The sequence below is a fragment of the Rhizobium aethiopicum genome (assembly GCF_014197535.1).
Taxonomy (GTDB): domain Bacteria; phylum Pseudomonadota; class Alphaproteobacteria; order Rhizobiales; family Rhizobiaceae; genus Rhizobium; species Rhizobium aethiopicum_A.
The window spans coordinates 328278-353075 of record NZ_JACIFV010000003.1 but is presented as its reverse complement, the minus strand read 5'-3'; the positions used below and the strand labels follow the sequence as shown (position 1 = coordinate 353075).

The following is a 24798-nucleotide window of genomic DNA, read 5'->3' as shown; positions in this document are numbered from 1 at the left end:
CCCAAATCGCCCGGATGATTCGGTGTTTTATGGCATGGGCCGGAAAAGGAGGAAATGGCGGTGTACTATTTTAAAGAAAACTCTGGGGATCGATGTCGAGCTGCACCTGCACCGATCCGCGCTCCTTCGGCGACTGCGACAGCATCGCCCGCAAAAACCCCTGCATGTCGGAGTTGCGCCGTCCGTGGACTAAAAGGCGGAAGCGATGGCGGCCGCGCACCAGGGCAAGCGGCGCTTCCGCCGGGCCGAGCACCGAGATGCCGGAGACCTGGGGTGCTGCGTTGCGCATGCCGCGCGCATGATTCTCGGCGTCATGGCGCGTTTCGGCCGAAACGATGATCGAGGCGAGCCGGCCGAAGGGTGGCAATGCCGCGCGTTCGCGCTCGGTGATTTCGCGCTCGTAAAAAGCATCGGAATCAGCGGAAACAATAGCCTGCATGACCGGATGCTGCGGCTGGTAAGTCTGCAGCAGCCCATGGCTCTTGAGGCCGGAGCGCCCCGCGCGCCCCGTCACCTGCGACAGAAGCTGAAAGGTGCGCTCGGCCGCACGCGGATCGCCATTGGCAAGGCCGAGATCGGCGTCGACAATGCCGACCAGCGTCATCAGCGGAAAATTATGACCCTTGGCGACGAGCTGTGTGCCGATGACGATATCGGCCTCACCCTTGGCAATCGCATCAAGCTCCAGCCGCAGCCGCTTCACCCCGCCCATCATGTCCGAGGAGAGAACGATCGTCCGCGCCTCGGGGAAATGTCGCTCCACCTCTTCGGCGATGCGCTCGACGCCGGGGCCGCAGGCGACCAGATGATCGAGCGTCCCGCATTCCGGGCATGCTTCGGGCGTGCGCTCGGCATGGCCGCATTGATGGCATTGCAGTTGCTTGCGGAAGCGATGCTCGACCAGCCAGCTCGAACATTGCGGGCATTGGAAGCGGTGACCGCAGACCCGGCAGAGCGTCAGCGGCGCATAACCGCGCCGATTGAGAAAGAGCAGCGCCTGTTCGCGCCTCTCCACGGTCTTGCCGATCGCCCGGATCAGCACCGGCGACAGGAAGCCGCCCCGCTCCGGCGCGTGCCTGCGCATATCGATGAGATGCAGGTCCGGCAGCGCCGCGTCGCCGAACCGCGTGGGCAGGTGGACGGTGCTGTAGCGGCCGTTCTGCCCGTTGACCTGGCTTTCGACCGACGGCGTCGCAGAGACCAGGATGACGGGAAAATCGCCGATGCGGCCGCGCACGACGGCCATGTCGCGAGCATTATAGAAGACGCGATCCTCCTGCTTGTAAGCGGGATCATGCTCCTCGTCGACGATGATGAGGCCGAGATCCTCGAAAGGCAGGAAGAGCGCCGAGCGGGCGCCGGCGACGACGCGCACCTCGCCGGTCACCGCCTGGCGCCAGACCTTTTCGCGCATGCGCGGGGCGAGATCGGAATGCCATTCGGCCGGCTTTGCCCCGAAGCGGTCCTGAAAACGCTCCAGGAAACTGGCCGTCAGCGCGATCTCCGGCAGCAGGATCAGCACCTGCTTGCCGCGTTTCAGCGTCTCGGCGATCGCCTCGAAATAAACTTCCGTTTTGCCGGAGCCGGTCACGCCGTCGATCAGCGACACCGAAAATTCGCCCCGGCAGACGTCGGAGACGATTTCCACGGCCGCCTCTTTCTGCGGCCCTTCGAGGCGCGCGGCGGCAAAATCGGGATCCGGCATCGCCACAACAGGCGGCGGCGGCAGGAACACCGTTTCGAAAATGCCGAGCGTGATCAGCCCATCGACGACGCTCGTCGAAACGCCGGCCGCATGCGCCAGACCGCTGCGCGTCCAGGACAGGCCGTCGGAAGCGGCCGCGAGCACGCGCGCACGCGCCGGTGTCATCCGCTCAGGTTCGCCGCCGACGAATTTCAGCCCCTCCACCATCGGCTCCGGCTCGAAGGCGTTCGGCGCCCTGAGCGCCATGCGCGCAACGAGACCGGGCGGGGAGAGCGTGTAGCTCGCCACCCAATCGATGAAATCGCGCATCTCCTTGGAAAGCGGCGGGCAATCGAAGACATGGCTGATCGGCCGCAGCTTCTTCGGATCAACGCCATCTTCGCCGCCGTCCCAGACGACGCCGATCACCTGCCGCGGCCCGAGTGGCACCTGCACGACCGAGCCGGGCTCGATCGCCATGCCCTCAGGCACCGAGTAGGAATAGGGTTTCGGCGCCGGCATCGGCACCAGCACCGGAACCGTTCGGTTCACGGGCGGTGCTTCGAAAAGCGCGCCAAAGAGATCGGACGAATCTATGCTCATCGCGCGAGACCATGCCCGCAAATCGATGGAATTGGAACCGCAAAGACGCGATGGTTCGTCGAGCGACAACGTGGATAACGACTCGCCAAGACGGACCGCGCCTTGACGAAAAGGTTGCGGGGCAAGCAATTGGCCGCCAAGATTGCCGGAAGATTTGTTCGACAGCTGAATCGGAGACTGAATGGCCAGACTGACCGAGAATGCCAAAGGCGTCTACGTTATCGCGGTAACTCCCTTCGCCGACGACGGCGCGCTCGATCTCGAAAGCATCGACAGCATGGTCGATTTCTATGAAGGCGCCGGCGTCACCGGCCTGACGGTGCTCGGCCAGCTCGGCGAGGCCCCGAAGCTGACTGCTGAGGAATCGCGGCGCGTGGTCGAGCGTGTGCTGAAGCGCCTTGACGGGCGCCTGCCGGTGGTCGTCGGCGTGTCGGCGCCCGGACTTGCCCCGATGAGTGAGCTCGCCAAGGCCGTCATGGGCGAAGGTGCCGCCGGCGTCATGGTTGCGCCGCCCTGGACCATCAGGACCGACGATCAGGTCTTCGCCTTCTACCAGTCGGTTGGTGAAACTCTGGGTGATACGCCCTTCGTGCTGCAGGACTACCCGCTCACCACCAATGTGACGATCGCACCCGCGGTCATCGAGCGCATCGTCAGGGACGTGCCCAATTGCGTCATGCTCAAACACGAGGATTGGCCGGGCCTGTCGAAAATCACCGCGCTTCGCGCAGCCAGCGACAAGGGCGGTATGCGGCGCATCTCCATCCTCTGCGGCAATGGCGGGCTTTTTCTGCCGGAGGAGATGGGCCGCGGAGCCGATGGCGCTATGACCGGCTTCTGCTATCCCGAGATGATGGTCGGCGTCGTCGAAGCCTATAGTGCCGGCAATCCCGAGCGCGCCCACGAAATCTTCGATGCCTATCTGCCGCTCGCCCGCTATGAACAGCAGCAAGGCATCGGTCTTGCCTGCCGCAAATACGTGCTTGCCAAGCGCGGCGTCATCAAGTCCCCCGCCTTGCGCAAGCCGGGGCCTAGACTTTCAGCGCTCGACATTGCCGATGTCGAGCGGCTTTTGGCCCGCCAGGCCGTCCGCCTCCAGGAGATCGGCGCATGATGGTGTGCGATCTCGCCTCAACCGCGCAGATCGAGAACATGGGTATAGCCATCCTGGTCAAGGGGACGAAACTCGAGCGACTCCCAAAATTTCGCCGCACCGTCGTTTCCCGCATGCACGGTGACACAACGGCAGAAGCGTCGCGCGTGATCCAGAAGTGCCAGAGCAAGCATCCGGCCGACGCCGCGACCGCGCATCGCCGGGCGAACGTAGAAACGCCGCATCCGCAACGCTTCCGGCATGGCGGGTTCGATGGTCATGCCACCAACACCAACGAGTGTTTCGCCGGCAAAGGCGCCGAGCAGCCTTTCGCCGTCACGCGCGAAGCGGATGTCGCCTGCTGCCCACTCATCGATAAGCCGGCCTATATGGAGATGGCCTTCCTGCCGGGCGTCGTGCGCAAGTCCCGTCATCGCCTCCGGCAAACGATCACGGAAGATGCGAATGTCGATCGTCACGGTTCTAGACGGCCAGAACCGACATCTCGCGCGGCATCGCCGCAGCCGGCCCGGCGACCGGCACGAAGGTCGCGTCCCCATCGCGGGCCATGTCGTGGACCGTATGTTTCTCCAGCGCCTTCGTCACCTCGTTGACATCGCCATCGAGATGTTCGGCGGGAATGAGACTGCCGATCACGAAATCGAAACGGTCGCCGCGCTTGTTCAAGAGTTCGTGGAAAACCGTCATGTCGCGCAGCTCCGTCGACCACTTCGCCAGCCAATAAAAAAGGCCGGAATTGCGGGCCGTCATGTGGACCGGAAGAATCGGCAGATTGTATTTGCGCGCCAGCCCAACCGCCGACGTTTTCCATGGGCGCTCATTGAGCCGGCCATTGGCCCAATAGGCGATGCGGCCCGATGGAAAGAGCACGGTGGCCTTGCCTTCCCGCACTGCGTGGTTCGTCAATTGCAGCGTCTCGCGCGCCTTGAGCTTGCTCTTGTGCTCCTCCCGCCATTCGACGGGGATGACCATTTCAGCAAAACGCGGATTGACGCGGATCGCATCGCGATTGGCAAAGAACATCATATCGGGCCGGCGCGTTTTCAGCAGGTCGAATACGGCAACCCCATCGGCAATGCCTGTGGGGTGATTGCTGACGAGGATGAAGCCGCCGCTCTCAGGAATGCGTTCGCCGTTGGCGACGCCGATGTCGAGCTTCAACACGTCGCTCAGATATTCGAACGACTGGAAACCCGGCATGTTGGCAACCGCATTGGCGAATTCGATCGCCTTGTTGTAGCGCAGAAGCGTGTAGAGGAACGGTCGCATGATCGGCCAAAGCGGATGTTTCACGATCCTTTGGCCGCGTTCGGCAATCAGCGTATCGACGATGTGACCGGGCTTTCCCTGCGAAACAAGAGCGATCGCTTCCGCGAGTTGTCCGAAAGCCGTCATGGAATCGCGCCGTGCCATGAAAGATCCTGTCTATGGGCTGTAAGCTATCGCAGTACAATATGATCGAAGGATGACAAAGGCTTGGCCGGCATTAGCAATTCCATAACCGTTCCTGCTTCAAATTGGCGGACTTAAAGGCAAATTCAAGGCCAGCAACGTGAATGAACTGCTTGTAATCGCCGACCCGCGCCTGATGGCGGAACGCGCTGCGTGGCTCGAAAACCTCGCTCGTGAACGCCGTCTTTCCGAGCATACGCTCGATGCCTATGAGCGCGACACCCGCCAGTTTCTGACCTTCCTGACCGTTCATCTCGCCGGCCCGGCAACGCTCGGCGATATCAGGGAATTGCGCCCCGCCGATTTCCGCGCCTTCCTGGCTGCTCGGCGCAGGCAAGGCTCCGGCGCCCGTTCGCTCGGCCGCAATCTCGCCGGCCTTCGTTCGCTGTTGCGTCACCTGGAAAAGAAGGGCCTGGTCAATGCCGCCGGCGCCGGCGCGATCCGTTCGCCGAAACAGCCGAAGTCGCTGCCCAAACCGCTGTCGGACACGCAGGCGATCACCATCGTCAGCGATGAAGCCCAACTGCATGACGAACCCTGGATCGCCGCGCGCGATGCGGCTGTCATGACCCTGCTCTACGGCTGCGGCCTGCGCATTTCCGAAGCGCTGGCTCTCGTTCCCGCCGACCTGCAAAAGGGCGCGACGACATTGCGCATCACCGGCAAGGGCAACAAGACACGGCTGGTGCCGCTTCTGCCCGTTGTTTTCGATGCGGTCGAGAAATATCGCGCGCTCTGCCCCTATCATCTCGAAAGCGGTGAGCCGCTGTTTCGCGGTGCCCGCGGCGGCAAGCTGCAGGCGGCGATCATCCAGCGGGCCATGCAGAAGCTCCGCGGCGCCTTCGGCCTGCCGGAGACGGCGACGCCGCATGCGCTCCGTCACTCTTTCGCCACCCATCTGCTTGCCGGCGGCGGCGATCTGCGCACCATCCAGGAACTGCTCGGCCACGCCAGCCTTTCGACAACACAGGTCTATACCGGCGTCGATGCATCGCGGTTGCTTGAGGTGTATGATCGAGCCCATCCGCGCGCTTGATGGATGTCGTCCAAAACGCGCAGCGCTTGTGACGACGGCATCCCATATTGTCGACAAGCTTAGCGCCCATGAATCCGCCTGAAGCGATGCGCTAAGTTTTCGTTAACGCAATCTCTTAAAGGATTATGCGCAAGCCGAGCGTAGAGCAGAAGCGATAGGGCATGTGGGGAACACCATGATGACGACTTCGATCAACCGCCGGGTTTTTTTCCTCGCAGCACCGGGCAATCTGCTGCTCTGGCTGATTGCAGCCTTCCACATGCTGCTTGTTGCGGCTCTGTTTGTCGCCCTCCTCGCCGCAAGGCCGGCGGCGGCCGAAGACACAGCCTGCACCGGCCGCAATCTCATAGTCGACTTGCAGCAGAGCGACCCCGCCCGATATGCTGCGGCGGTCAAGGAAGCCGAGGCAACGCCGAACGGCAAGGGCATCTTCTGGAAGATCGAAAAGCCCGGACTTGCCCCCTCATGGCTGCTTGGCAGCATGCATGTGACCGATCCCCGCGTGCTTGCCCTGCCGCCGCGCGCCCAGGCGGCCCACGACGCAGCCAAGACGATCATCATCGAATCCGACGAGATCCTCGATGAGCGCAAGGCGACCGCCGCCCTGCTCGCACGGCCGGAACTGACGATGTTCACCGACGGCACGACGATCGATAAGCTGCTCTCTGCCGAGGACTACAAGCGCCTGGAAGCCGGCCTCAAGCAGCGCGGCATCCCGCTCAGCGCCGTCTCCCGCATGCGGCCATGGATGATCTCCAGCGCCGTCGCCCTTCCGGTCTGCGAACTCGCCCGCAAGGCCAGAGGCGTGCAGTTTCTCGACCAGAAAATCGCCAGCGACGCCGTTGCCGAAGGCAAAGAGGTCAAGGGGCTGGAAACCCTTGCGGAGCAGATCCAGGCCATGGCCGATCTGCCGGTCGAATTCCATATGAAGTCGCTGATCGAGACGCTGGAACTCGGAGCCAAGATGAATGATGTCGTCGAAACGATGACCGATCTCTACCTCTCCGGCGATATCGGCATGACCATGCCGATGCTGAAGACAGTGACACCGGAGAACGAAGGCGAAAGCAGCGACTATGCCACCTTCGAACAGCGGGTCATCCTCGATCGAAACAGGGTGATGGCGGAACGCGCCGCCCCCATTCTCGACGGCGGCAACGTCTTCATGGCCGTCGGCGCCCTGCATCTGCCCGGCAAGGACGGCGTCATCGAATTACTGCGCAAGCAGGGCTTCACCGTCACCGCCGTGAACTGAACTCGTTTTCGTCAGCCGAGGGTCATGCGGCGCAGCACATTGCTTTTCCAATAGAACTGATGGACGAGCGCGCCTGCGACGTGGGCAGCGATCAGCCCCCAAAGAATGACCTTCAAGACATCCGCGTGAACGAAGCCGGCGGGATTGATGCCGAAATAGTAAGCGGCGATGCCGGAAAGCGGCAGCGCGAAGAGCAGGATATAAAGCCCGGCATGGGCGGACTTTGCCCCGAGACGAAAGATCGCCGGCTCCTGCGAAACTTCGGGCGGCACACCCTGCATAAAACGCAGGCAGAGCCTGAGGACGGCAAGCAGCAGAATGGCGATGCCGACATAGGCATGAATATTCGCCGAGGCAATCTGCTCGGGCGTCGGCACCTCGCCCCTGCGAACGAGATGGTGCCAGATATTCATCCCGTCGGGAAACCGCAGATTGAAGAAGATCAGCAACGCCACCGCCCAGTGGAGGAAACGTTGGCTGAGACTGTAACTCAGGATGGACGGCTGCTGCATTCCTGATCTCCCCCGGATGCTCGAACTCTGCGATATGAGACAACTAAAACAGCCGCTTGCCTCTCGGCAAGCGGCTGCGCGCTTCATTACGAAGATGTAAGATTACATATGGATCGGCTTGAAGAAGGTCGCGAGTGCAGCCTCCTTGACCGCTTCGGACATCGTCGGATGTGCATGGCAGGTCCGGCCGAGATCTTCCGACGAGCCGCCGAATTCCATCAGCACGGCGATCTCGTGGATCATCTCGCCAGCGCCGAAGCCGACGATATGGCCGCCGAGCACGCGGTCCGTCTCCTTGTCCGCGAGGATCTTGACGAAGCCGTCGGTCGCCAGCATCGCGCGGGCGCGGCCGTTTGCCGTGAACGGGAACTTGCCGACTTTGTATGCAACGCCCGCCGCCTTCAGCTCGTCCTCGGTCTTGCCGACCGAAGCGATTTCCGGCTGGGTGTAGACGACGCTCGGAATGACCTCATAATTGACGTGGCCATGCTGACCGGCGAGGATTTCGGCGAGCGCCACACCCTCGTCTTCCGCCTTGTGCGCCAGCATCGGACCCTTCACCACGTCACCGATCGCATAGATGCCGGCGACATTGGTCTTGAAGTGTCCGTCGATCTCGACGCGGCCGCGATTGTCGAGGGCCACGCCTGCCTCTTCCAGGCCGAGGCCTGCGGTGTAGGGCTTGCGGCCGGTGGCGATCAGCACGACTTCAGCGTCGAGCGTCACCGCGTCACCGCCCTTGACCGGCTCGAACGTGACCTTGGCGCCCTTGCCGCCCTTCTCGACGCCGGTGACCTTGGCGCTGAGGTTGAAATCGATGCCCTGCTTGGCGAGCATGCGCTGGAACTGCTTGGAGACCTCGCCGTCCATGCCGCCGAGAATGGTGTCGAGATATTCGACGACGGTGACCTTGGCGCCGAGGCGCGACCACACCGAGCCGAGTTCGAGGCCGATGACGCCGCCGCCGACGACGATCAGCGTTTCCGGCACCTTTTCCAACGCAATGCCGCCTGTCGACGAGATGATGGTCTTTTCATCGATTTCGACCTGCACGCCGGGAATGCCGGCGACGTCGGAGCCGGTGGCGATGACGATGTTCTTGCCTTCGATTTCCTGCGCCGTCCCATCCTCGGCGGTGACGGAAACCCTGCCGGCCGAAACGACCTTGCCGGTACCTTGGAAAGCGTCGATCTTGTTCTTCTTGAACAGGAAGGCGACGCCGTCGACGTTCGACTTCACCGTCGCATCCTTATGAGCCATCATATTGCCGAGGTTGAGCGTCGGCGCCGGCACGTCGATGCCAAGCGCGCTTAATCCGTGGCCGGCCTGATGGAACATTTCGGAAGCATGCAGCAGCGCCTTCGACGGAATGCAGCCGACGTTCAGGCAGGTGCCGCCATAGGTCGCGCGCTTTTCGACGACGGCGACCTTGAGGCCGAGCTGGGCTGCCTTGACCGCGCAGACGTAGCCGCCCGGGCCGGTTCCGATAATGATCACATCATAAGACATTGCTTCTTTCCCTTTGAATTTTTCGTTTAGTCGGCTGCGCGCGATAGCGCCAGGCGGAAGCCGAAGGCGACGAGTGCCGCTCCGGTAATGCGGTTGAACCATTTGCCGCTGGCAATGAAGCGGTCACGGATCGTCTTGACCGTGAAGAAATAGGAGACGCCGGCAAACCAGCCCATGCCGAGGCGGGTCATGATGGCGGCGAAATCGGCGCCCGACACGACGAGGAAGATCGAGAAGACGGCCATCAGGCCGAGGAATTCGAGAATATACTGCATGCTGTGTTTTGCCCCGTCCTTCTAGCGGCCGCCGCTCACATTGAGGATCGCGCCCGTGACATAGGAGGCGGAAGGAGAAAGAAGATAGAGGATAGCGTCCGCCACCTCCTCGGCGGTGCCTGGACGCTGCATCGGCACCGACGGCGCCATTTCGCGCGCCCGGTCCGGCAGCCCGCCCGAAGCATGAAGATCGGTTTCGATGATGCCGGGTCTGACGGCATTCACACGAATACCCTCCGCTGCGACCTCACGCGCGAGCCCGATGGTGAAGGTATCGATCGCCGCCTTCGAGGCCGCATAATCGACATACTGCGTCGCCGAGCCGAGGATTGCCGCCATCGACGAAACGTTGACGATCGCCCCGCCCCGCCCACTGTAACGGCTCGACATGCGGCGAACGGCCTCTCCCGCGCACAGAATGGAGCCGGTCACATTGACGCGCAGCATCCTTTCGATCCGCTCGATCGCCATCTCGTCGACCCTCTGGGGATAATCGACAATGCCGGCATTGTTGACCAGCCCGTCGAGCCGGCCGAAATGGCGATCGACCGCGGCAAACATCGCGACGATATCGGCAGCCGTGCCGACATCGCCCTGGATCGCCACGGCCTCGCCGCCGGCCTCAGTGATCGCCGCAACGACAGCCTCCGCCGCCTGTCGGCTGGAGGCGTAATTCACGGCGACGCGCCAGCCCTGGCGCGCGGCGAGCCGGCAGACCGCGGCGCCAATACCTCGGCTTCCGCCGGTTACGAGAACAACAGGTGCATCACTCATGTCGCACACTCCTTGAAAGTCAGCACATCCCAGGGCGCCACCGAAACCTTGCCCTCGCCCCAGGCGCTCGATTCACGAATGGCGGGACCAAGGCCGGGAAGCACGATCTTTTCGGCCGCCGCCGCACCCTCCGGCTGCAGATTGTCCATCTCGCCCTTGGCATTCATACTGTAGACGGCGCCCTGCCAGATGGTGCATGCATCGAGGTCGGCGCCGGTCGCGTCTCCCTCCGGGCAGTTGAACATCAGGACGCCGATCGCCCGCACCGGATCTTCCGATGGCATCACGTAGCCTTCCATGACGACGGATGTCTTGAGCGCATTGACCTTGAACTGGTTGCTGGCGGCAGCCGAGGGAGAATTCAGCGGCGTAAAACGCAGTTCATAGGCGCCGTCACGATCGACGTAGACGGCCTGCTCTTGTTTGCAGTCGGCGGCGAACGCAACAACCGGAATGGCGAAAACCGCGGCAGCTGCAATCGCAGCCGCACCTCTCCGTCCTGCCATGATCCCGATCGTCCCGCTCATTGCACCTTCGGCTCTCGCCGTCCGTCGGAATTCTCGATCACACCAAAATCCGTCAACAGCACCAATGGACGGCCGTCCTTGTCGAGGCCCCAGAAGACAGGATAGACACCGTCGCCCCAGCCACTCCAGAACACGGCGACATTACCCTTCTTGCCGGCAATCGGCCGGTGCAGCGCATAGTGGTTCTTGTTGGCATCGAGCTCCGAAGCCAGCACGTCGTCGTAATAATTGATGTCGGCGTCCGGCTTCTGCGCCTGGACCTGCGCTTCACGCTCATCGATCAGATCAAGCGTATTGGCATCCATGTAACAGCCGACGCCGGCATCGACGGGATAGCCGAAGATCTCGTCGTCCTTCAGCATCGCCGGGTCCTGCCCGGGAAGGACGGCTAACTCCCAGTGATCGGGCTTGCCCTCGGCAACCCGCATGCTCGCCGCCGCGATGCGCCCGAAGGCGCGGTAGAGCGTCACCGGATAGTCGCCCGGCGCCACCGTTCTTGCCAGCGCCGGACGATCCGGCTGGGCAAGCGGATCAGCGGCGACGATGCGCCCGGAGGTCAGCTCGACATCGCCCATATGGACCACATCGATCGACCGGCTGGAGAGTTCGGCATCATCAAGCGCCACCAGTTCGAAATTGCTGCTGGCCTTGCCGACATCCCAGCCGGCGGCCGATGCGGGGACCGGGGCATGCGCGGCGGCAGCGCAAAGAAGAAGGCGCGCTGCTTGCATGATCCGGTTCCGCATCGAAATGCTCCCTTAGAGATCGAGAACCAGACGTTCCGGATCTTCGAGGCTTTCCTTGACGCGCACGAGGAAAGTGACCGCTTCCTTGCCGTCGACGATGCGGTGATCGTAGGACAGCGCCAGATACATCATCGGACGGATGACCACCTGGCCGCCGATCGCAACCGGCCGCTCCTGGATCTTGTGCATGCCGAGAATGCCGGACTGCGGCGCGTTGAGGATCGGCGAAGACATCAGCGAACCGTAGACACCGCCATTGGTGATGGTGAAGGTGCCGCCCTGCATGTCGGCCATAGCAAGCGAGCCGTCACGGGCCGCCTTGGCAAGACGGCCAAGTTCCTTCTCGATTTCGGCGATCGACATCTGGTCGGCGTCGCGGATAACAGGAACGACAAGACCCTTGTCGGTGCCGACGGCCATGCCGACATGGCAGTAGTTCTTGTAGATGATGTCGGTGCCGTCGATCTCGGCATTGACTGCCGGCAGTTCCTTCAGCGCATGCGTCACCGCTTTGGTGAAGAAGCCCATGAAGCCGAGCTTGACGCCGTGCTTCTTCTCGAAAATGTCCTTGTACTTGTTGCGCAGGTCCATGACTGCCTTCATGTCCACCTCGTTATAGGTGGTCAGCATGGCGGCGGTGTTCTGCGCGTCCTTGAGGCGCTTGGCGATCGTCTGGCGCAGGCGCGTCATCTTCACGCGCTCTTCGCGCGAGGCATCCTCGACCGTCGACGGGCCGCGCGCGGCGGCTGGAGCGGCGGGTGCCGCGGCGGGGGTGGAAATGCCCTTGGCGACGGCGGCGATGACATCGCCCTTCAGCACCTGGCCGCGTTTGCCGCTGCCGTCGACCTGATCGGCGGAAAGATTGCTTTCAGCCAGCATCTTCGCAGCCGCTGGTGCCGGCGGCATGGTGGAGACGGAAGCGCTCGACGACGATGCAGCGGCAGCAGCAGCCGGCTGGGCCGCGGCAGCCGGGGCCGGCTGAGCGGGAGCGGCGGCCGGTGCGGCAGCAGCCGGGGCGGCAGCACCGGCACCTTCGGCGATCTGGCCGAGCAGCGCACCGAGACCGACGGTCTCGCCGGCGGCGGCGACGATTTCCGACAGCGTGCCGGAGACGGGCGCGGGAACTTCGATGGTCACCTTATCGGTTTCAAGCTCCAGAATCGGCTCGTCGGCCTTGATGGCGTCGCCGACCTTCTTGAACCAGGTGCCGACGGTTGCCTCGCTGACGGATTCACCGAGAGTTGGAACGCGGATTTCTGTGGCCATTGTTCAAATCCTGATTTCGTGTGTTTTCGTTTATGCGTTTCAGACGGCGGGCGGCCGCAAAATGATCGAGGGCATCGGCAGAATATCGAAACGGAAACCGAGACCGGAAGCGATGATCGGATCGCCGTCGGCAAGAGCTTGCGCCGCCGGCTGATCCTCCACTTCGACGACTGCCATGCCGAAGGCGCCTTGACCCTCGAACACGGGACCGACAACAATTGCCGATCCCGCAAGGGCCTGCCGATGCCAATATTCGACATGGCGTTTCATCGCCGCCATTTCTTCCCCCGTCCCGTCATGCGGAAAAGTGGGGCGCGGCGGCAGCAGTCTCAAAAAGAAATAAGCCATTGCGCCCCCCTTTATTTAGCCGCCCAATGCATCCTCGAGGAATGCGGCGAGCTGCGACAGATGCTTGGACATCAGGCCCGTCGCCGGCGAGGCGGCGGCCGGGCGGCCGGTATAACGGACGCGCTGGTACTTCGCGTCGATATGGGCAAGCACCCACTCGAGGAACGGGTCGATGAACGACCATGCGCCCATGTTCTTCGGCTCTTCCTGGCACCAGACCATCTCGGCATTGCGGAAGCGCGACAGTTCGTTGATGAGCGCCTTTGCCGGGAACGGATAGAGCTGCTCGACGCGCAGGAGATAGATGTCGTCGATGCCGCGCTTTTCACGCTCTTCCAGAAGGTCGTAATAGACCTTGCCGGAGCACATGACGACACGGCGGATCTTGTTGTCCTTCTGCAGCTTGATCGGGCCGTCCTTGATCACCTCGGCATCGTCCCACAGCAGGCGATGGAAGGCCGATTCGCCGGCGAGTTCCGCAAGAGTCGAAACGGCCCGCTTGTGACGCAGCAGCGACTTCGGCGTCATCAGGATCAGCGGCTTACGGAAGTCGCGCTTCAGCTGCCGGCGCAGGATGTGGAAGTAGTTCGCCGGCGTCGTGACATTGGCGACCTGCATGTTGTCTTCCGCGCAGAGCTGCAGGAAGCGTTCCAGGCGAGCCGAGGAGTGCTCCGGACCCTGGCCTTCATAGCCGTGCGGCAGCAGGCAGACGAGGCCGGACATGCGCAGCCACTTGCGTTCTCCCGACGAGATGAACTGGTCGAAGACCACCTGCGCGCCGTTGGCGAAATCGCCGAACTGCGCTTCCCAGAGCGTCAGCGCATTCGGGCGGGCGAGCGAGTAGCCGTATTCGAAGCCGAGCACGGCCTCTTCCGAAAGCATCGAGTTGATGACTTCGTAGCGGGCCTGCGTCGGCGAGAGATTGGCGAGCGGAATGTAGCGTTCCTCGGTTTCCTGGTCGTAGAGAACCGAGTGGCGTTGCGAGAAGGTGCCGCGTTCGCAATCCTGACCGGACAGGCGGATCTTGTGGCCTTCGAGGCAAAGCGCGCCGAAAGCGAGCGCTTCGGCCATCGCCCAGTCGAGTCCCTCGCCGGTGGCGATCATGTTCGCCCGGTTTTCCATGAAACGCTGGATCGTGCGGTGCGCATTGAAGCCCGCCGGGATTTCCGAGAGCTTGCGGCCGATCTCCTTCAGCGTCTTCATCGGCACCGCGGTCTTGCCGCGGCGCTGTTCGTCGGCATTGTCGGCCGTGCGCAGGCCCGACCACTCGCCATCAAGCCAGTCGGCTTTGTTCGGCTTGTAGTGCTGGCCGGCGTCGAACTCCTGCTCGAGATGCGCGCGCCAGTCGGCCTTCATCTTCTCGACTTCGCCTTCGGTGAGCAGGCCTTCGGCGACAAGGCGCGCCGCATAGAGCTGCAGCACGGTCTTGTGACCGCGAATGACCTTGTACATCTTCGGCTGCGTAAAGGACGGTTCGTCGCCTTCATTATGGCCGTAGCGGCGATAGCAGAACATGTCGAGCACCACAGGCTTGTGGAACTTCATGCGGAATTCGGTCGCGATCTTGGCTGCGTAGACGACCGCTTCCGGATCGTCGCCGTTGACGTGCAGGATCGGCGCTTCGATCATCTTGGCGACGTCGGACGGATAGGGCGACGAGCGCGAAAAGGCCGGATTGGTCGTGAAGCCGATCTGGTTATTGATGATGACGTGCATGGTGCCGGCAACACGGTGGCCGCGCAGACCGGAAAGACCGAGGATTTCGGCAATGACGCCTTGGCCGGCGAAGGCCGCATCGCCGTGGATCAGCAGCGGCAGAACTTTGGAGCGTTCGGAAAGCGGGATGATGTCGCCTTCCCACACCGTAGCGCTCATGTCCTGCTTGGCGCGCGCCTTGCCCATGACGACGGGATCGACGATTTCGAGATGCGACGGGTTTGCCGTCAGCGACACGTGTACCTTGTTGCCGTCGAATTCGCGGTCGGAGGATGCACCGAGATGGTACTTGACGTCACCCGAGCCTTCGACTTCATCGGGTGCGTAGGAGCCGCCCTTGAATTCGTGAAAGATGGCGCGGTGCGGCTTGCCCATGACCTGGGAGAGCACGTTTAGGCGGCCGCGATGGGCCATGCCGAACACGGCTTCCTTCAGACCGAGATGACCGCCGCGCTTCAGGATCTGCTCCAGCGCTGGGATCAGCGATTCGCCGCCGTCGAGGCCGAAGCGCTTGGTGCCCTTGAACTTGACGTCAAGGAACTGCTCGTAGCCTTCAGCTTCGACGAGCTTGGCAAGGATCGCCTTCTTGCCTTCGGGGGAGAAGGCCACGCCCTTGTCAGGACCTTCGATGCGCTCCTGGATCCAGGCCTTCTCTTCCGGGTTGGAGATATGCATGAATTCGACGCCGAGCGTCGAGCAGTAGGTGCGTTCGAGGATTTCGATCATCTCGCGGATGGTCGCGTATTCCAGGCCGAGCACGTTGTCGATGAAGATCTTGCGGTCGTAATCGGCTGATGTGAAGCCGTAATTTTCCGGTGACAGTTCGCGATAGTCGTCGACGGCGGCGGCGATGCCGAGCGGGTCGAGCTTGGCATGCAGGTGGCCGCGCATGCGGTAGGCGCGGATCATCATGATGGCGCGCACGGAATCGCGCGTTGCCTGCAGCACGTCGATGCTGTCGGCAGGCTTGCCCTCGGCTGCGGCCTTGGCCTTCACCTTCGTCTCGATCACCTTCTCGACGATGCCCCAGTCGCCGTCGAGCGCCGATACCAGATCGCCGCCGGCCGCCAGAGGCCAGTTCTTCCTGCGCCAGGAAGCTCCCTTGGCCGCCTTTTTCACATCGGCAGGATCGTCTTCCAGCGCCTTGAAGAAGGCGCGCCATTGATCGTCGACCGACGCCGGATCCTCTTCGTAGCGCGCATAGAGCTGCTCGATATAGGCCGCGTTGGCGCCATCCAGAAACGAGGTGATCTGAAACTGCTCGTTGGCTTCTTGCCGTGCCATGGTGATATGCGGACGCTTCGGTCCGCCTCCTGACTTTGATGAATTTGCCGGATCGATCGCCGGCTGCCGCATTCCGATCGCCGCCTGTCCGCGGCGCATCTGCTGCTCTCGTATGCAAGCCGGGCGGAAGGCGCAGATGCCGTTCCTCCGCCCGGTCTATAGGTGGCTTCAGCCCTTCAGGACTTCCACCAGCGTCTTGCCGAGGCGGGCCGGAGACGGAGACACCTTGATGCCAGCCGATTCCATCGCCGCGATCTTCGATTCAGCATCGCCCTTGCCGCCGGATACCACGGCGCCGGCATGGCCCATGGTGCGGCCCTTCGGCGCCGTGCGGCCGGCGATGAAGCCGGCCATCGGCTTCTTGCGGCCCTTCTTGGCTTCGTCCTTCAGGAACTGAGCCGCGTCTTCTTCAGCCGAGCCGCCGATTTCGCCGATCATGATGATCGAGGTCGTGGCTTCGTCGGCGAGGAACATCTCGAGCACGTCGATGAACTCGGTGCCCTTGACCGGATCGCCGCCGATGCCGACGGCCGTCGTCTGGCCGAGACCTTCGTTGGAGGTCTGGAAGACGGCTTCATAGGTCAGCGTGCCCGAGCGGGACACGATACCGACCGAACCCTTGCGGAAGATTGAGCCCGGCATGATGCCGATCTTGCATTCTTCCGGCGTCAGGATGCCCGGGCAGTTCGGCCCAAGCAGGCGCGACTTGGAGCGGTCGAGGCGAGCCTTCACGCGCACCATGTCCATGACCGGAATGCCTTCGGTGATGCAGGTGATGAACGGTATCTCGGCGTCGATCGCTTCGATGATAGCATCGGCAGCGCCCGCCGGCGGAACATAGATGACGGTCGCGTCGGCGCCGGTCTTTTCCTTGCCCTCGGCAACGGTCGCGAAGATCGGCAGGCTTTCGCCTTTTGCGCCGGTCCAGGTTTCACCACCCTTCTTCGGGTGGATGCCGCCGACCATCTGGGTGCCGTAGTAAGCGAGCGCCTGTTCGGTGTGGAACGTGCCGGTCTTGCCGGTCAGACCCTGAACGAGGACCTTGGTGTCTTTATTGACGAGAATAGACATTCTTTCCGATCCCTCAAAATTAGCCGTTGATCGCCGCGACGATCTTCTTGGCCGCATCGTCCAAGTCGTCAGCCGCCGTGATCGCGAGACCCGACTCGTTCAGGATCTTCTTGCCGAGCTCGACATTGGTGCCTTCAAGGCGCACGACAAGCGGAACCTTGAGACCGACTTCCTTGACCGCGGCAATGACGCCTTCAGCGATGACGTCGCACTTCATGATGCCGCCGAAGATGTTGACGAGAATGCCCTCGACCTTCGGGTCTGCGGTGATGATCTTGAACGCCGCAGCGACCTTCTCCTTGCCGGCGCCGCCGCCGACGTCGCAGAAGTTGGCCGGCTCCTTGCCGTACAGCTTGATGATGTCCATCGTCGCCATGGCGAGGCCCGCGCCGTTGACCATGCAGCCGATATTGCCGTCGAGCGCAACATAGGCGAGGTCCCACTTGGAAGCCTCGATTTCCTTGGCGTCTTCTTCGGTCTCGTCGCGCAGCGCCCTGACGTCGTCGTGACGGAAGAGCGCGTTGCCGTCGAACGACATCTTGGCGTCGAGGACGCGCAGATGGCCATTCTTCATGACGATCAGCGGATTGATTTCGAGAAGAGACATATCCTTCTCGTTGAAGGCCTTGTAGAGCAGCGGGAAGAGCGACTTGGCGTCTTCTGCGGCAGCGCCTTCGAGCTTGAGAGCGGCGGAGATCTTGGCGACGTCGGCAGCCGTCACGCCGGCTTCCGGATCGATGGCGATGGTCTGGATCTTCTCGGGCGTATCGTGGGCAACGGCTTCGATGTCCATGCCGCCTTCGGTGGAGACGACGAAGGCGACCTTACCGACCGAGCGGTCGACCAGCAGCGAGCAGTAGAGTTCGCGCTCGATGTCGGCGCCGTCTTCGATATAAAGGCGATTGACCTGCTTGCCGGCTACGCCGGTCTGCGCAGTCACCAGCGTGTTGCCGAGCATCTCCTTGACGTTGGCAACGACGTCTTCGATCGACTTGGCGAGACGTACGCCGCCCTTGGCTTCCGGCGACAGTTCCTTGAACTTGCCCTTGCCGCGGCCGCCCGCATGGATCTGGCTCTTGACCACGTAAAGCGGGCCGGGAAGCGACTTGGCAGCCGCCTCGGCCTCTTCAACCTTGAGAATTGCCACACCCTCGGCAACCGGTGCGCCATAGCCCTTCAGCAGAGCCTTGGCCTGATATTCATGAATGTTCATGGGTCTATCCCTGTTTCGATTACTTCAGCGCCGATTACTTCAGGGCAGGCGCGATGTTGATGCAGGCTTCGCAAAGACCGGCGACGGCGCCGACCGACTTGTCGAAGGCTTCCTTCTCGGTCTTGTTGAGGTCGATCTCGATGACGCGCTCGACGCCGCCGGCGCCGATGACGGTGGGAACGCCGACATACATGTCCTTGACACCGTACTGGCCGGTCAGATGGGCCGCGCAAGGCAGGACGCGCTTCTTGTCCTTGAGGTAGGATTCGGCCATTTCGATCGCCGAGGCAGCCGGCGCATAATAGGCCGAACCGGTCTTCAGCAGGCCGACGATCTCGGCGCCGCCGTCACGGGTGCGCTGGATGATCTCTTCGAGGCGCTCCTTGGTGACCCAGCCCATGGTGACGAGGTCGGTGAGCGGAATGCCGCCGACGGTGGAGTAGCGGGCGAGCGGCACCATCGTATCGCCGTGGCCGCCGAGCACGAAGGCCGTCACATCCTGAACGGAGACGTTGAATTCCTTGGCGAGAAAGAGACGGAAGCGCGAGGAGTCGAGAACACCGGCCATGCCGACGACCTTGTTGGCCGGAAGGCCCGAGAACTTCTGCAGCGCCCAGACCATGGCATCGAGCGGGTTGGTGATGCAGATCACGAAGGCGTTCGGGGCATATTTCTTGATGCCGGCGCCGACCTGCTCCATGACCTTGAGGTTGATGCCCAGAAGGTCGTCGCGGCTCATGCCCGGCTTGCGCGGAACGCCGGCGGTGACGATGCAGACGTCGGCGCCCTCGATCGCCGAATAGTCGCTGGCGCCGGTCAGATTGGCGTCGAAGCCTTCGACCGGAGAGGACTGTGCGATGTCGAGGCCCTTGCCCTGGGGGATGCCATCGGCAATGTCGAAGAGGACGATGTCGCCGAGTTCCTTCAGGCCGGCGAGATGCGCCAGCGTGCCACCAATCATGCCAGAACCAATGAGTGCGATCTTGTTACGCGCCATTTCGCTGTTTCCTTTGCGATCAAATTCGTCGAACGACGCTGCAGGGCCGCCCAATGACGCACTCGCATAGACCCAAAGGCTAAAAATGGCAATCCATTAATTTTGATGCAGCATTTTCAATCGTTTAGATACTAAAATTCTTACGTAAACGTAAGATAGTTTGCCACCGCGTTGTTACTCTGCGGCGCGTTTCTCATGGTGCAGCGCAAGATATTCCGCGCTCCGCATCTCGAACAGGCGCGACGCCGTGCGATCGAATTCAAAGCCCTCGGTGCCCCGGCGATTGACGAGCAGGTTCTCCGGCAACGCCGCCGCGGATATGTAAAGCCGCACGGCATGATCGTAGAGCGTATCGACCAGAATGATGAAACGCTTGATCTGGTTCCGCTTTTCCGGCCCGAGCAAGGGAACGTGATCGAGGAAGATTGTATCGAAGCGTTCGGCGATAGCCAGGAAATCGGCGGCCCCGAGCGGCTTGTCGCAGAGATCGGCGAAAGAGAAGCGCGCCATCCGGTCGGCGGCAAGCGGCACGTGGATGGAGCGCCCCTTCATCGGAATATCGAGCGGCTGCGCCTTGCGCCCATGCAGCGCCTGCGTCCAGGACGCCTCCATCGCCATGTCGTTATGCTCGCTGATTGGCACGAGATAGACCGGTTGGCTATTCAGCTTCTCCATCCGGTAGTCGGTCGGCGAATCCAGCGTGACGACATCGACATGCTGCTTGAGCAGAGCGAGGAAGGGCAGGAACAGGCCGCGATTGAGCCCATCCTTGTAGAGATTGTCGGGTTCGACATTCGAGGTCGCGACCAGCACGCATCCCCGCGCAAAGAGTTCGGAGAACAACCGCGACAGGATCATCGCGTCGGCAATGTCGGTGACGGTGAATTCATCGAAGCAGAGCAGTTCCGCTTCCTCGTAGAGAGCTGCAGCGACTGGCGGCATCGGATCGGCCTGCTTCGTCTCGCCGTTCTTGAGCTTCAGCCGGTGTGCAGCAATACGGTTGTGCACATCCGCCATGAATTCATGGAAATGCGCCCGGCGCTTCTTCCTGCACGGCGCCATGGCGAAGAACATGTCCATCAGCATGGTCTTGCCGCGTCCGACGCTGCCGTGAATGTAAAGCCCCTTGATGCCGTCAGCGGCTTTCTTCTTCTTGGCAAACAGCCAGCCGAGCGCGCTCGCTTTGGCCGCCGGCCGCAGTTGCTTCAGCCCGGCAAGCACCCGATCCAGGCTTTTGGCCACCTCCATCTGGGCGGAATCGACCTGCAACGCACCGGCAAGCGTCAGCGATTTAAGCTGTTCGCAAACGCTGAGCGTATAATCTGGCATTGGCTGCATGAGGGCACGTCCGCCTGTCAGTCATCAGCGGCGCGCCGCCGGATCGTTTACCGCGCGGTTGGTTTACCGGCTGAGGCTGATCTGCTGACCGGTATTCGTCTGGCCCTGGAAGCGATTGTCGGCTGTCTTGTAGACGCTGCCGATCTGGTTGCCCGAACGATCCTTGAGCAGCACCTGCTTGCCCGCGACCTCCCAGGAGCCCATCGCCGTCAGCTCGCCGACGCAACCGCGCGTGCCGCCACGCGACCCGCTGCCGAGATTGGTGAGCGTCAGGAACATATCGCAGCTGCCGTTGACGCGCCAGCTTCCGACCATCGATTCCTTGGTGACGTCGAGCGCATTCGCAGCCATGGCGCCGGACTGTGCCCCGGGCAACGGCGCCGTCGCCGTCGGCGCGGCCGGAAACTGCGAGCTGCCGGTCGGCGGCGGAAGCTGACCGCCCTGCACGGAGGGGACAGGCTGCGCCGTCAACGGCGCCGGTCCGGCGTTCGAGTTGGAGCTATAATCATATGCCGTACGCTGACAACCGGCTAGCGCGAGAGCCACCACCAGACCTGTCATCGCATATCGCAACTGCATCATCATACTCCTGAATTCGGCTATCGCCGCAAAGAACGGGCGTGAGACATGTTCGATTATCGTAATTCGCTTTGGTTAATCAAGTCGGTTGCAGAAATTGCCCGTGACAACACCTAACCGAAAAACGATACAGTTCAACTGCCCTGCTGCAAAACTTCCTGCACATAGAATTTGTCAGCAAGGTGTTGCGCGCGCTCATCTCTGTCAGGATTTCTGCCAAACTCCCGCAATGTCTCGGAATAGTGCTCGAACGAACTGCGCAGGAATAACCGCACCGGCTTCGGCGCGGTCTTGAAAATGTTGCCGCATAAGCCCGGCATAATTTGCCGCAACTTTCCCGGCACCAGATGATCGGGAGACGGAAAGCCCCAGGCGCGGTTGCCGCTTTCGATCACCAGACCGATGCGTGATCTCCGCGACGGCTCCGGGATCGAAGCCGTCCAACCCAGTGGCACGCATACCGATCAGACCCGGCGCTCGACCATCATCTTCTTGATTTCGGCGATTGCCTTGGCCGGATTGAGGCCCTTCGGACAGGTCTGCGCACAGTTCATGATCGTGTGGCAGCGGTAGAGGCGGAACGGGTCCTCGAGATTGTCGAGACGTTCGCCGGTCGCCTCGTCTCTGGAATCGATCAGCCAGCGATAGGCCTGCAGCAGAACCGCCGGACCGAGATAACGGTCGCCGTTCCACCAGTAGCTCGGACAGGAGGTCGAGCAGCAGGCGCAGAGGATGCATTCATAAAGACCGTCGAGCTTCTGCCGGTCCTCATGGCTTTGCTTCCATTCCTTGGCGGGCGTCGGCGACACCGTCTTCAGCCAGGGCTCGATCGAGCGATGCTGGGCGTAGAAGTTGCTGAGATCGGGCACCAGATCCTTGACGACGGGCAGATGCGGCAGCGGATAGATCTTCACCGCGCCCGTGATATCGTCGAGGCCCTTGGTGCAGGCAAGCGTGTTGGTGCCGTCGATGTTCATCGCGCAGGAACCGCAGATCCCTTCGCGACAGGAGCGGCGCAGCGTCAGCGTCGGGTCGATCTTGTTCTTGATGTAGAGCAGACCGTCGAGCACCATCGGGCCGCAATCGTCGACATCGATGTAGAAGGTGTCGATCGACGGATTCTGGCCGTCATCCGGGCTCCAGCGGTAGACGCGGAATTCGCGGGTGTTGGTCGCACCGGCCGGCTTCGGCCAGACCTTGCCTTCGCGCATCTGGGAGTTTTTGGGGAGAGCGAGTTCAACCATGCCAGGTTCCTCTTGAGATCAGTAGACGCGCGCCTTCGGCTCGATCTTGTGCGGATCGATGCCTTCAGCGATCAGCTCGGTGTGAACAGGCCGGTAGTCGAGTTTCACCTCGCCTGCCTCGCTCACCCAGGCGAGCGTATGCTTGCGCCAGTTGACGTCGTCGCGGCCGGCGAATGCACCTTCGGTATAATCCTCGCGAGCGTGCGAACCGCGGCTCTCCTTGCGGGCCTCGGCGCCGTAGATCGTCGTGATGGCGTTTGCCATCAGGTTCTGCAGCTCGAGCGTTTCCACGAGATCGGAGTTCCAGACCATCGATCGGTCGGTGACCTTGATGTCCTTCATTTCGCCCCAGATCGCCGAAATACGCCGGCAGCCGGATTCCAGCGATTCCTGCGTGCGGAAGACGGCGGCGTCTTCCTGCATGGCGCGCTGCATCTTCTCGCGCAGCACAGCCGTCGGCGTGCCGCCGCTGGCGTGACGCAGACCGTCGAAGCGGTCCATGATCTTGTCGCAGGCAGCGACGTTGAGATGCGGGATCGGCGCTGCGCGGTCGATCACCTCGCCGGCGCGGATCGCAGCGGCGCGGCCGAAGACCACGAGGTCGATCAGCGAGTTGGAGCCGAGGCGGTTGGCGCCGTGCACCGAGGCGCAGCCGGCTTCACCCACAGCCATCAGGCCAGGGATGATCCGCTCCGGATTGGCGCCATCGGCGTTCAGCACTTCGCCCCAATAATTGGTGGGAATGCCGCCCATATTGTAATGCACGGTCGGCAGAACCGGGATCGGTTCGCGCGTGACGTCGACGCCGGCGAAGATCTTGGCGCTCTCGGAAATCCCCGGCAGCCGCTCATGCAGAACGGCCGGATCGAGATGGTCGAGATGCAGGAAGATGTGGTCCTTGTTCTTGCCGACGCCACGGCCTTCGCGGATCTCCAGCGTCATGCAGCGCGAAACGACGTCGCGCGAGGCAAGATCCTTGGCCGAAGGCGCATAACGCTCCATGAAGCGCTCACCCTCGGAGTTGACGAGGTAACCGCCTTCGCCGCGCGCGCCTTCGGTGATCAGACAGCCCGAACCGTAGATGCCGGTCGGGTGGAACTGCACGAATTCCATGTCCTGAAGCGGCAGGCCGGCGCGTGCCACCATGCCGCCGCCATCGCCGGTGCAGGTATGGGCAGACGTTGCCGAGAAATAGGCGCGGCCGTAGCCGCCGGTCGCCAGCACCACCATCTTGGCGGCGAAGCGATGGATCGTACCGTCATCGAGGCACCAGGCGACGACGCCGGTGCAGCGGCTGCCGTCTTCCGACATGATCAGATCGAGCGCGAAATATTCGATGAAGAATTCGGCATTGTTGCGCAGCGACTGGCCGTAGAGCGTATGCAGGATGGCGTGGCCGGTGCGGTCGGCGACGGCGCAGGTGCGCTGCACCGGCGGGCCTTCACCGTAATTCTGCATGTGGCCGCCGAACGGGCGCTGGTAGATCTTGCCTTCCTCGTTCCGCGAGAACGGCACGCCGTAATGCTCGAGCTCATAGACCGCCTTCGGCGCTTCCATGGTGAGATACTGCATGGCGTCGACGTCGCCGAGCCAGTCGGAACCCTTGACGGTGTCGTAGAGATGCCACTGCCAGCTGTCCGGCGTCATGTTGCGCAGCGAGGCGGCGATGCCGCCCTGCGCCGCAACCGTATGCGAGCGGGTCGGGAACACCTTGGTGATGCAGGCGGTACGGAAACCCTGCTCGGCCATGCCGAGCGTCGCGCGCAAACCCGCGCCGCCGGCGCCGACGACGATCACGTCATAGGAGTGGTCGACATATTTGTAGGCCTTGCCATTCTGGGCGGGTGAAGTCGGTGCCATGTCGAGCTTATCCTACGAATGCGATTTTCAGAATGGCGAAGAGACAGAGGCTGGCGATCACGATCGCAAAGAACGTGTTCAGCATCAGCAGAGCGATCTTGCCGAATTCGGCATGCACGTAATCCTCGATGATCACCTGCATGCCGAGCTTCATATGGATGACGCCCGATATCACCATCAATCCCATGACGACCGCGACGAAGGGGTTCGAAAGGGCGCGAACCACATCCGCATAGGGCGCGCCGGCATAGGTGATCATGAAGATGACGAAGAAGAGGATCAACGGAATATTGGAGACCGCGGTCAGCCGCTGACGCCAGAAGTGGCTGGTGCCTTCCTTGGCGGAGCCGAGCCCGCGAACCTTGCCGAGGGGGGTGCGCATATCCATGAGAGGA

23 protein-coding genes and 1 pseudogene are annotated in these 24798 nt (G+C 62.2%); 3 read left to right on the top strand and 21 right to left on the bottom strand.

Annotated elements, in window-relative coordinates:
- Nucleotides 1–70: 70 nt before the first annotated feature.
- Complete coding sequence (locus GGD53_RS07155; protein WP_184454805.1) at nucleotides 71–2287, bottom strand: primosomal protein N'; 2217 nt, start codon at nucleotides 2285–2287, stop codon at nucleotides 71–73.
- A 181-nt stretch (nucleotides 2288–2468) separates the two neighbouring features.
- On the opposite strand from GGD53_RS07155, the gene GGD53_RS07150 reads away from it, so the two are divergent.
- Complete coding sequence (locus GGD53_RS07150) at nucleotides 2469–3401, top strand: dihydrodipicolinate synthase family protein (RefSeq protein ID WP_184454804.1); 933 nt, start codon at nucleotides 2469–2471, stop codon at nucleotides 3399–3401.
- A gap of 17 nt (nucleotides 3402–3418) precedes the next feature.
- On the opposite strand, the gene GGD53_RS07145 is transcribed toward GGD53_RS07150, so the two are convergent.
- Both GGD53_RS07145 and GGD53_RS07140 read right to left on the bottom strand, forming a co-directional pair.
- Nucleotides 3419–3859 carry a GNAT family N-acetyltransferase gene (locus tag GGD53_RS07145; RefSeq protein ID WP_184454803.1) on the bottom strand — a complete coding sequence of 147 codons (441 nt, stop codon included), beginning with the start codon at nucleotides 3857–3859 and terminating at the stop codon, nucleotides 3419–3421.
- Nucleotides 3860–3863: 4 nt separating this feature from the next.
- Complete coding sequence (locus GGD53_RS07140; protein ID WP_184454802.1) at nucleotides 3864–4814, bottom strand: GNAT family N-acetyltransferase; 951 nt, start codon at nucleotides 4812–4814, stop codon at nucleotides 3864–3866.
- A gap of 139 nt (nucleotides 4815–4953) precedes the next feature.
- On the opposite strand from GGD53_RS07140, the gene GGD53_RS07135 reads away from it, so the two are divergent.
- Nucleotides 4954–5889, top strand: a complete 936-nt coding sequence (locus GGD53_RS07135; protein WP_184454801.1) for a tyrosine-type recombinase/integrase — start codon at nucleotides 4954–4956, stop codon at nucleotides 5887–5889.
- Nucleotides 5890–6067: 178 nt separating this feature from the next.
- The gene (locus GGD53_RS07130; protein ID WP_184454850.1) at nucleotides 6068–7144 is read left to right on the top strand and encodes a TraB/GumN family protein; all 1077 of its coding nucleotides are present in this window, start codon (nucleotides 6068–6070) and stop codon (nucleotides 7142–7144) included.
- An 11-nt stretch (nucleotides 7145–7155) separates the two neighbouring features.
- Here the strand turns inward: GGD53_RS07130 and GGD53_RS07125 are convergent, their stop codons facing one another.
- From GGD53_RS07125 to sdhD, 18 genes and pseudogenes are all read right to left on the bottom strand, one after another.
- Complete coding sequence (locus GGD53_RS07125) at nucleotides 7156–7656, bottom strand: cytochrome b (protein ID WP_184454800.1); 501 nt, start codon at nucleotides 7654–7656, stop codon at nucleotides 7156–7158.
- A gap of 102 nt (nucleotides 7657–7758) precedes the next feature.
- Nucleotides 7759–9165, bottom strand: coding sequence for a dihydrolipoyl dehydrogenase (lpdA, locus tag GGD53_RS07120; RefSeq protein ID WP_184454799.1), 1407 nt, complete (start codon nucleotides 9163–9165; stop codon nucleotides 7759–7761).
- 26 nt (nucleotides 9166–9191) lie between these two features.
- Nucleotides 9192–9341, bottom strand: a pseudogene (locus GGD53_RS32355) (LysE family translocator); the annotation flags it as partial.
- Nucleotides 9342–9461: 120 nt separating this feature from the next.
- Nucleotides 9462–10214 (bottom strand): SDR family oxidoreductase, encoded by a 753-nt coding sequence (locus GGD53_RS07110; RefSeq protein WP_184454797.1) that lies wholly within the window; start codon nucleotides 10212–10214, stop codon nucleotides 9462–9464.
- On the bottom strand, nucleotides 10211–10741 hold the full coding sequence (locus tag GGD53_RS07105; RefSeq protein ID WP_184454796.1) for a hypothetical protein: 531 nt from the start codon (nucleotides 10739–10741) through the stop codon (nucleotides 10211–10213). The genes GGD53_RS07110 and GGD53_RS07105 overlap by 4 nt, the downstream gene beginning before the upstream one ends.
- Complete coding sequence (locus GGD53_RS07100; RefSeq protein ID WP_184454795.1) at nucleotides 10738–11487, bottom strand: DUF4241 domain-containing protein; 750 nt, start codon at nucleotides 11485–11487, stop codon at nucleotides 10738–10740. Before GGD53_RS07100 ends, GGD53_RS07105 begins: the two co-directional genes overlap by 4 nt.
- 12 nt (nucleotides 11488–11499) lie before the next feature.
- Complete coding sequence (gene odhB / locus GGD53_RS07095; protein ID WP_184454794.1) at nucleotides 11500–12753, bottom strand: 2-oxoglutarate dehydrogenase complex dihydrolipoyllysine-residue succinyltransferase; 1254 nt, start codon at nucleotides 12751–12753, stop codon at nucleotides 11500–11502.
- Nucleotides 12754–12792: 39 nt separating this feature from the next.
- On the bottom strand, nucleotides 12793–13101 hold the full coding sequence (locus tag GGD53_RS07090; protein ID WP_184454793.1) for a YciI family protein: 309 nt from the start codon (nucleotides 13099–13101) through the stop codon (nucleotides 12793–12795).
- Between the two features lie 15 nt (nucleotides 13102–13116).
- Nucleotides 13117–16101, bottom strand: coding sequence for a 2-oxoglutarate dehydrogenase E1 component (locus GGD53_RS07085; protein WP_184454792.1), 2985 nt, complete (start codon nucleotides 16099–16101; stop codon nucleotides 13117–13119).
- Nucleotides 16102–16269: 168 nt separating this feature from the next.
- A complete protein-coding gene (sucD, locus tag GGD53_RS07080) occupies nucleotides 16270–17172 on the bottom strand; it encodes a succinate--CoA ligase subunit alpha (protein ID WP_008528022.1) in 903 nt (300 codons plus the stop codon).
- 19 nt (nucleotides 17173–17191) lie between these two features.
- The gene (gene sucC, locus GGD53_RS07075; RefSeq protein ID WP_064805431.1) at nucleotides 17192–18385 is read right to left on the bottom strand and encodes an ADP-forming succinate--CoA ligase subunit beta; all 1194 of its coding nucleotides are present in this window, start codon (nucleotides 18383–18385) and stop codon (nucleotides 17192–17194) included.
- Nucleotides 18386–18419: 34 nt separating this feature from the next.
- On the bottom strand, nucleotides 18420–19382 hold the full coding sequence (gene mdh / locus GGD53_RS07070) for a malate dehydrogenase (RefSeq protein WP_010034465.1): 963 nt from the start codon (nucleotides 19380–19382) through the stop codon (nucleotides 18420–18422).
- 174 nt (nucleotides 19383–19556) lie between these two features.
- Entirely contained in the window at nucleotides 19557–20720 is a 1164-nt protein-coding gene (gene zapE / locus GGD53_RS07065) for a cell division protein ZapE (protein WP_184454791.1), read from the bottom strand.
- A 63-nt stretch (nucleotides 20721–20783) separates the two neighbouring features.
- Nucleotides 20784–21299: a protease inhibitor Inh/omp19 family protein gene (locus GGD53_RS07060; protein ID WP_184454790.1), complete on the bottom strand. Its 516-nt coding sequence runs from the start codon at nucleotides 21297–21299 to the stop codon at nucleotides 20784–20786.
- Nucleotides 21300–21433: 134 nt separating this feature from the next.
- Nucleotides 21434–21694 (bottom strand): hypothetical protein, encoded by a 261-nt coding sequence (locus tag GGD53_RS07055; RefSeq protein WP_348647400.1) that lies wholly within the window; start codon nucleotides 21692–21694, stop codon nucleotides 21434–21436.
- A 69-nt stretch (nucleotides 21695–21763) separates the two neighbouring features.
- Complete coding sequence (locus GGD53_RS07050) at nucleotides 21764–22543, bottom strand: succinate dehydrogenase iron-sulfur subunit (RefSeq protein ID WP_011427088.1); 780 nt, start codon at nucleotides 22541–22543, stop codon at nucleotides 21764–21766.
- Nucleotides 22544–22561: 18 nt separating this feature from the next.
- Nucleotides 22562–24403, bottom strand: a complete 1842-nt coding sequence (sdhA, locus tag GGD53_RS07045; protein ID WP_184454789.1) for a succinate dehydrogenase flavoprotein subunit — start codon at nucleotides 24401–24403, stop codon at nucleotides 22562–22564.
- 7 nt (nucleotides 24404–24410) lie between these two features.
- Nucleotides 24411–24791, bottom strand: coding sequence for a succinate dehydrogenase, hydrophobic membrane anchor protein (gene sdhD / locus GGD53_RS07040; protein WP_064805439.1), 381 nt, complete (start codon nucleotides 24789–24791; stop codon nucleotides 24411–24413).
- Between the last annotated feature and the right edge of the window lie 7 nt (nucleotides 24792–24798).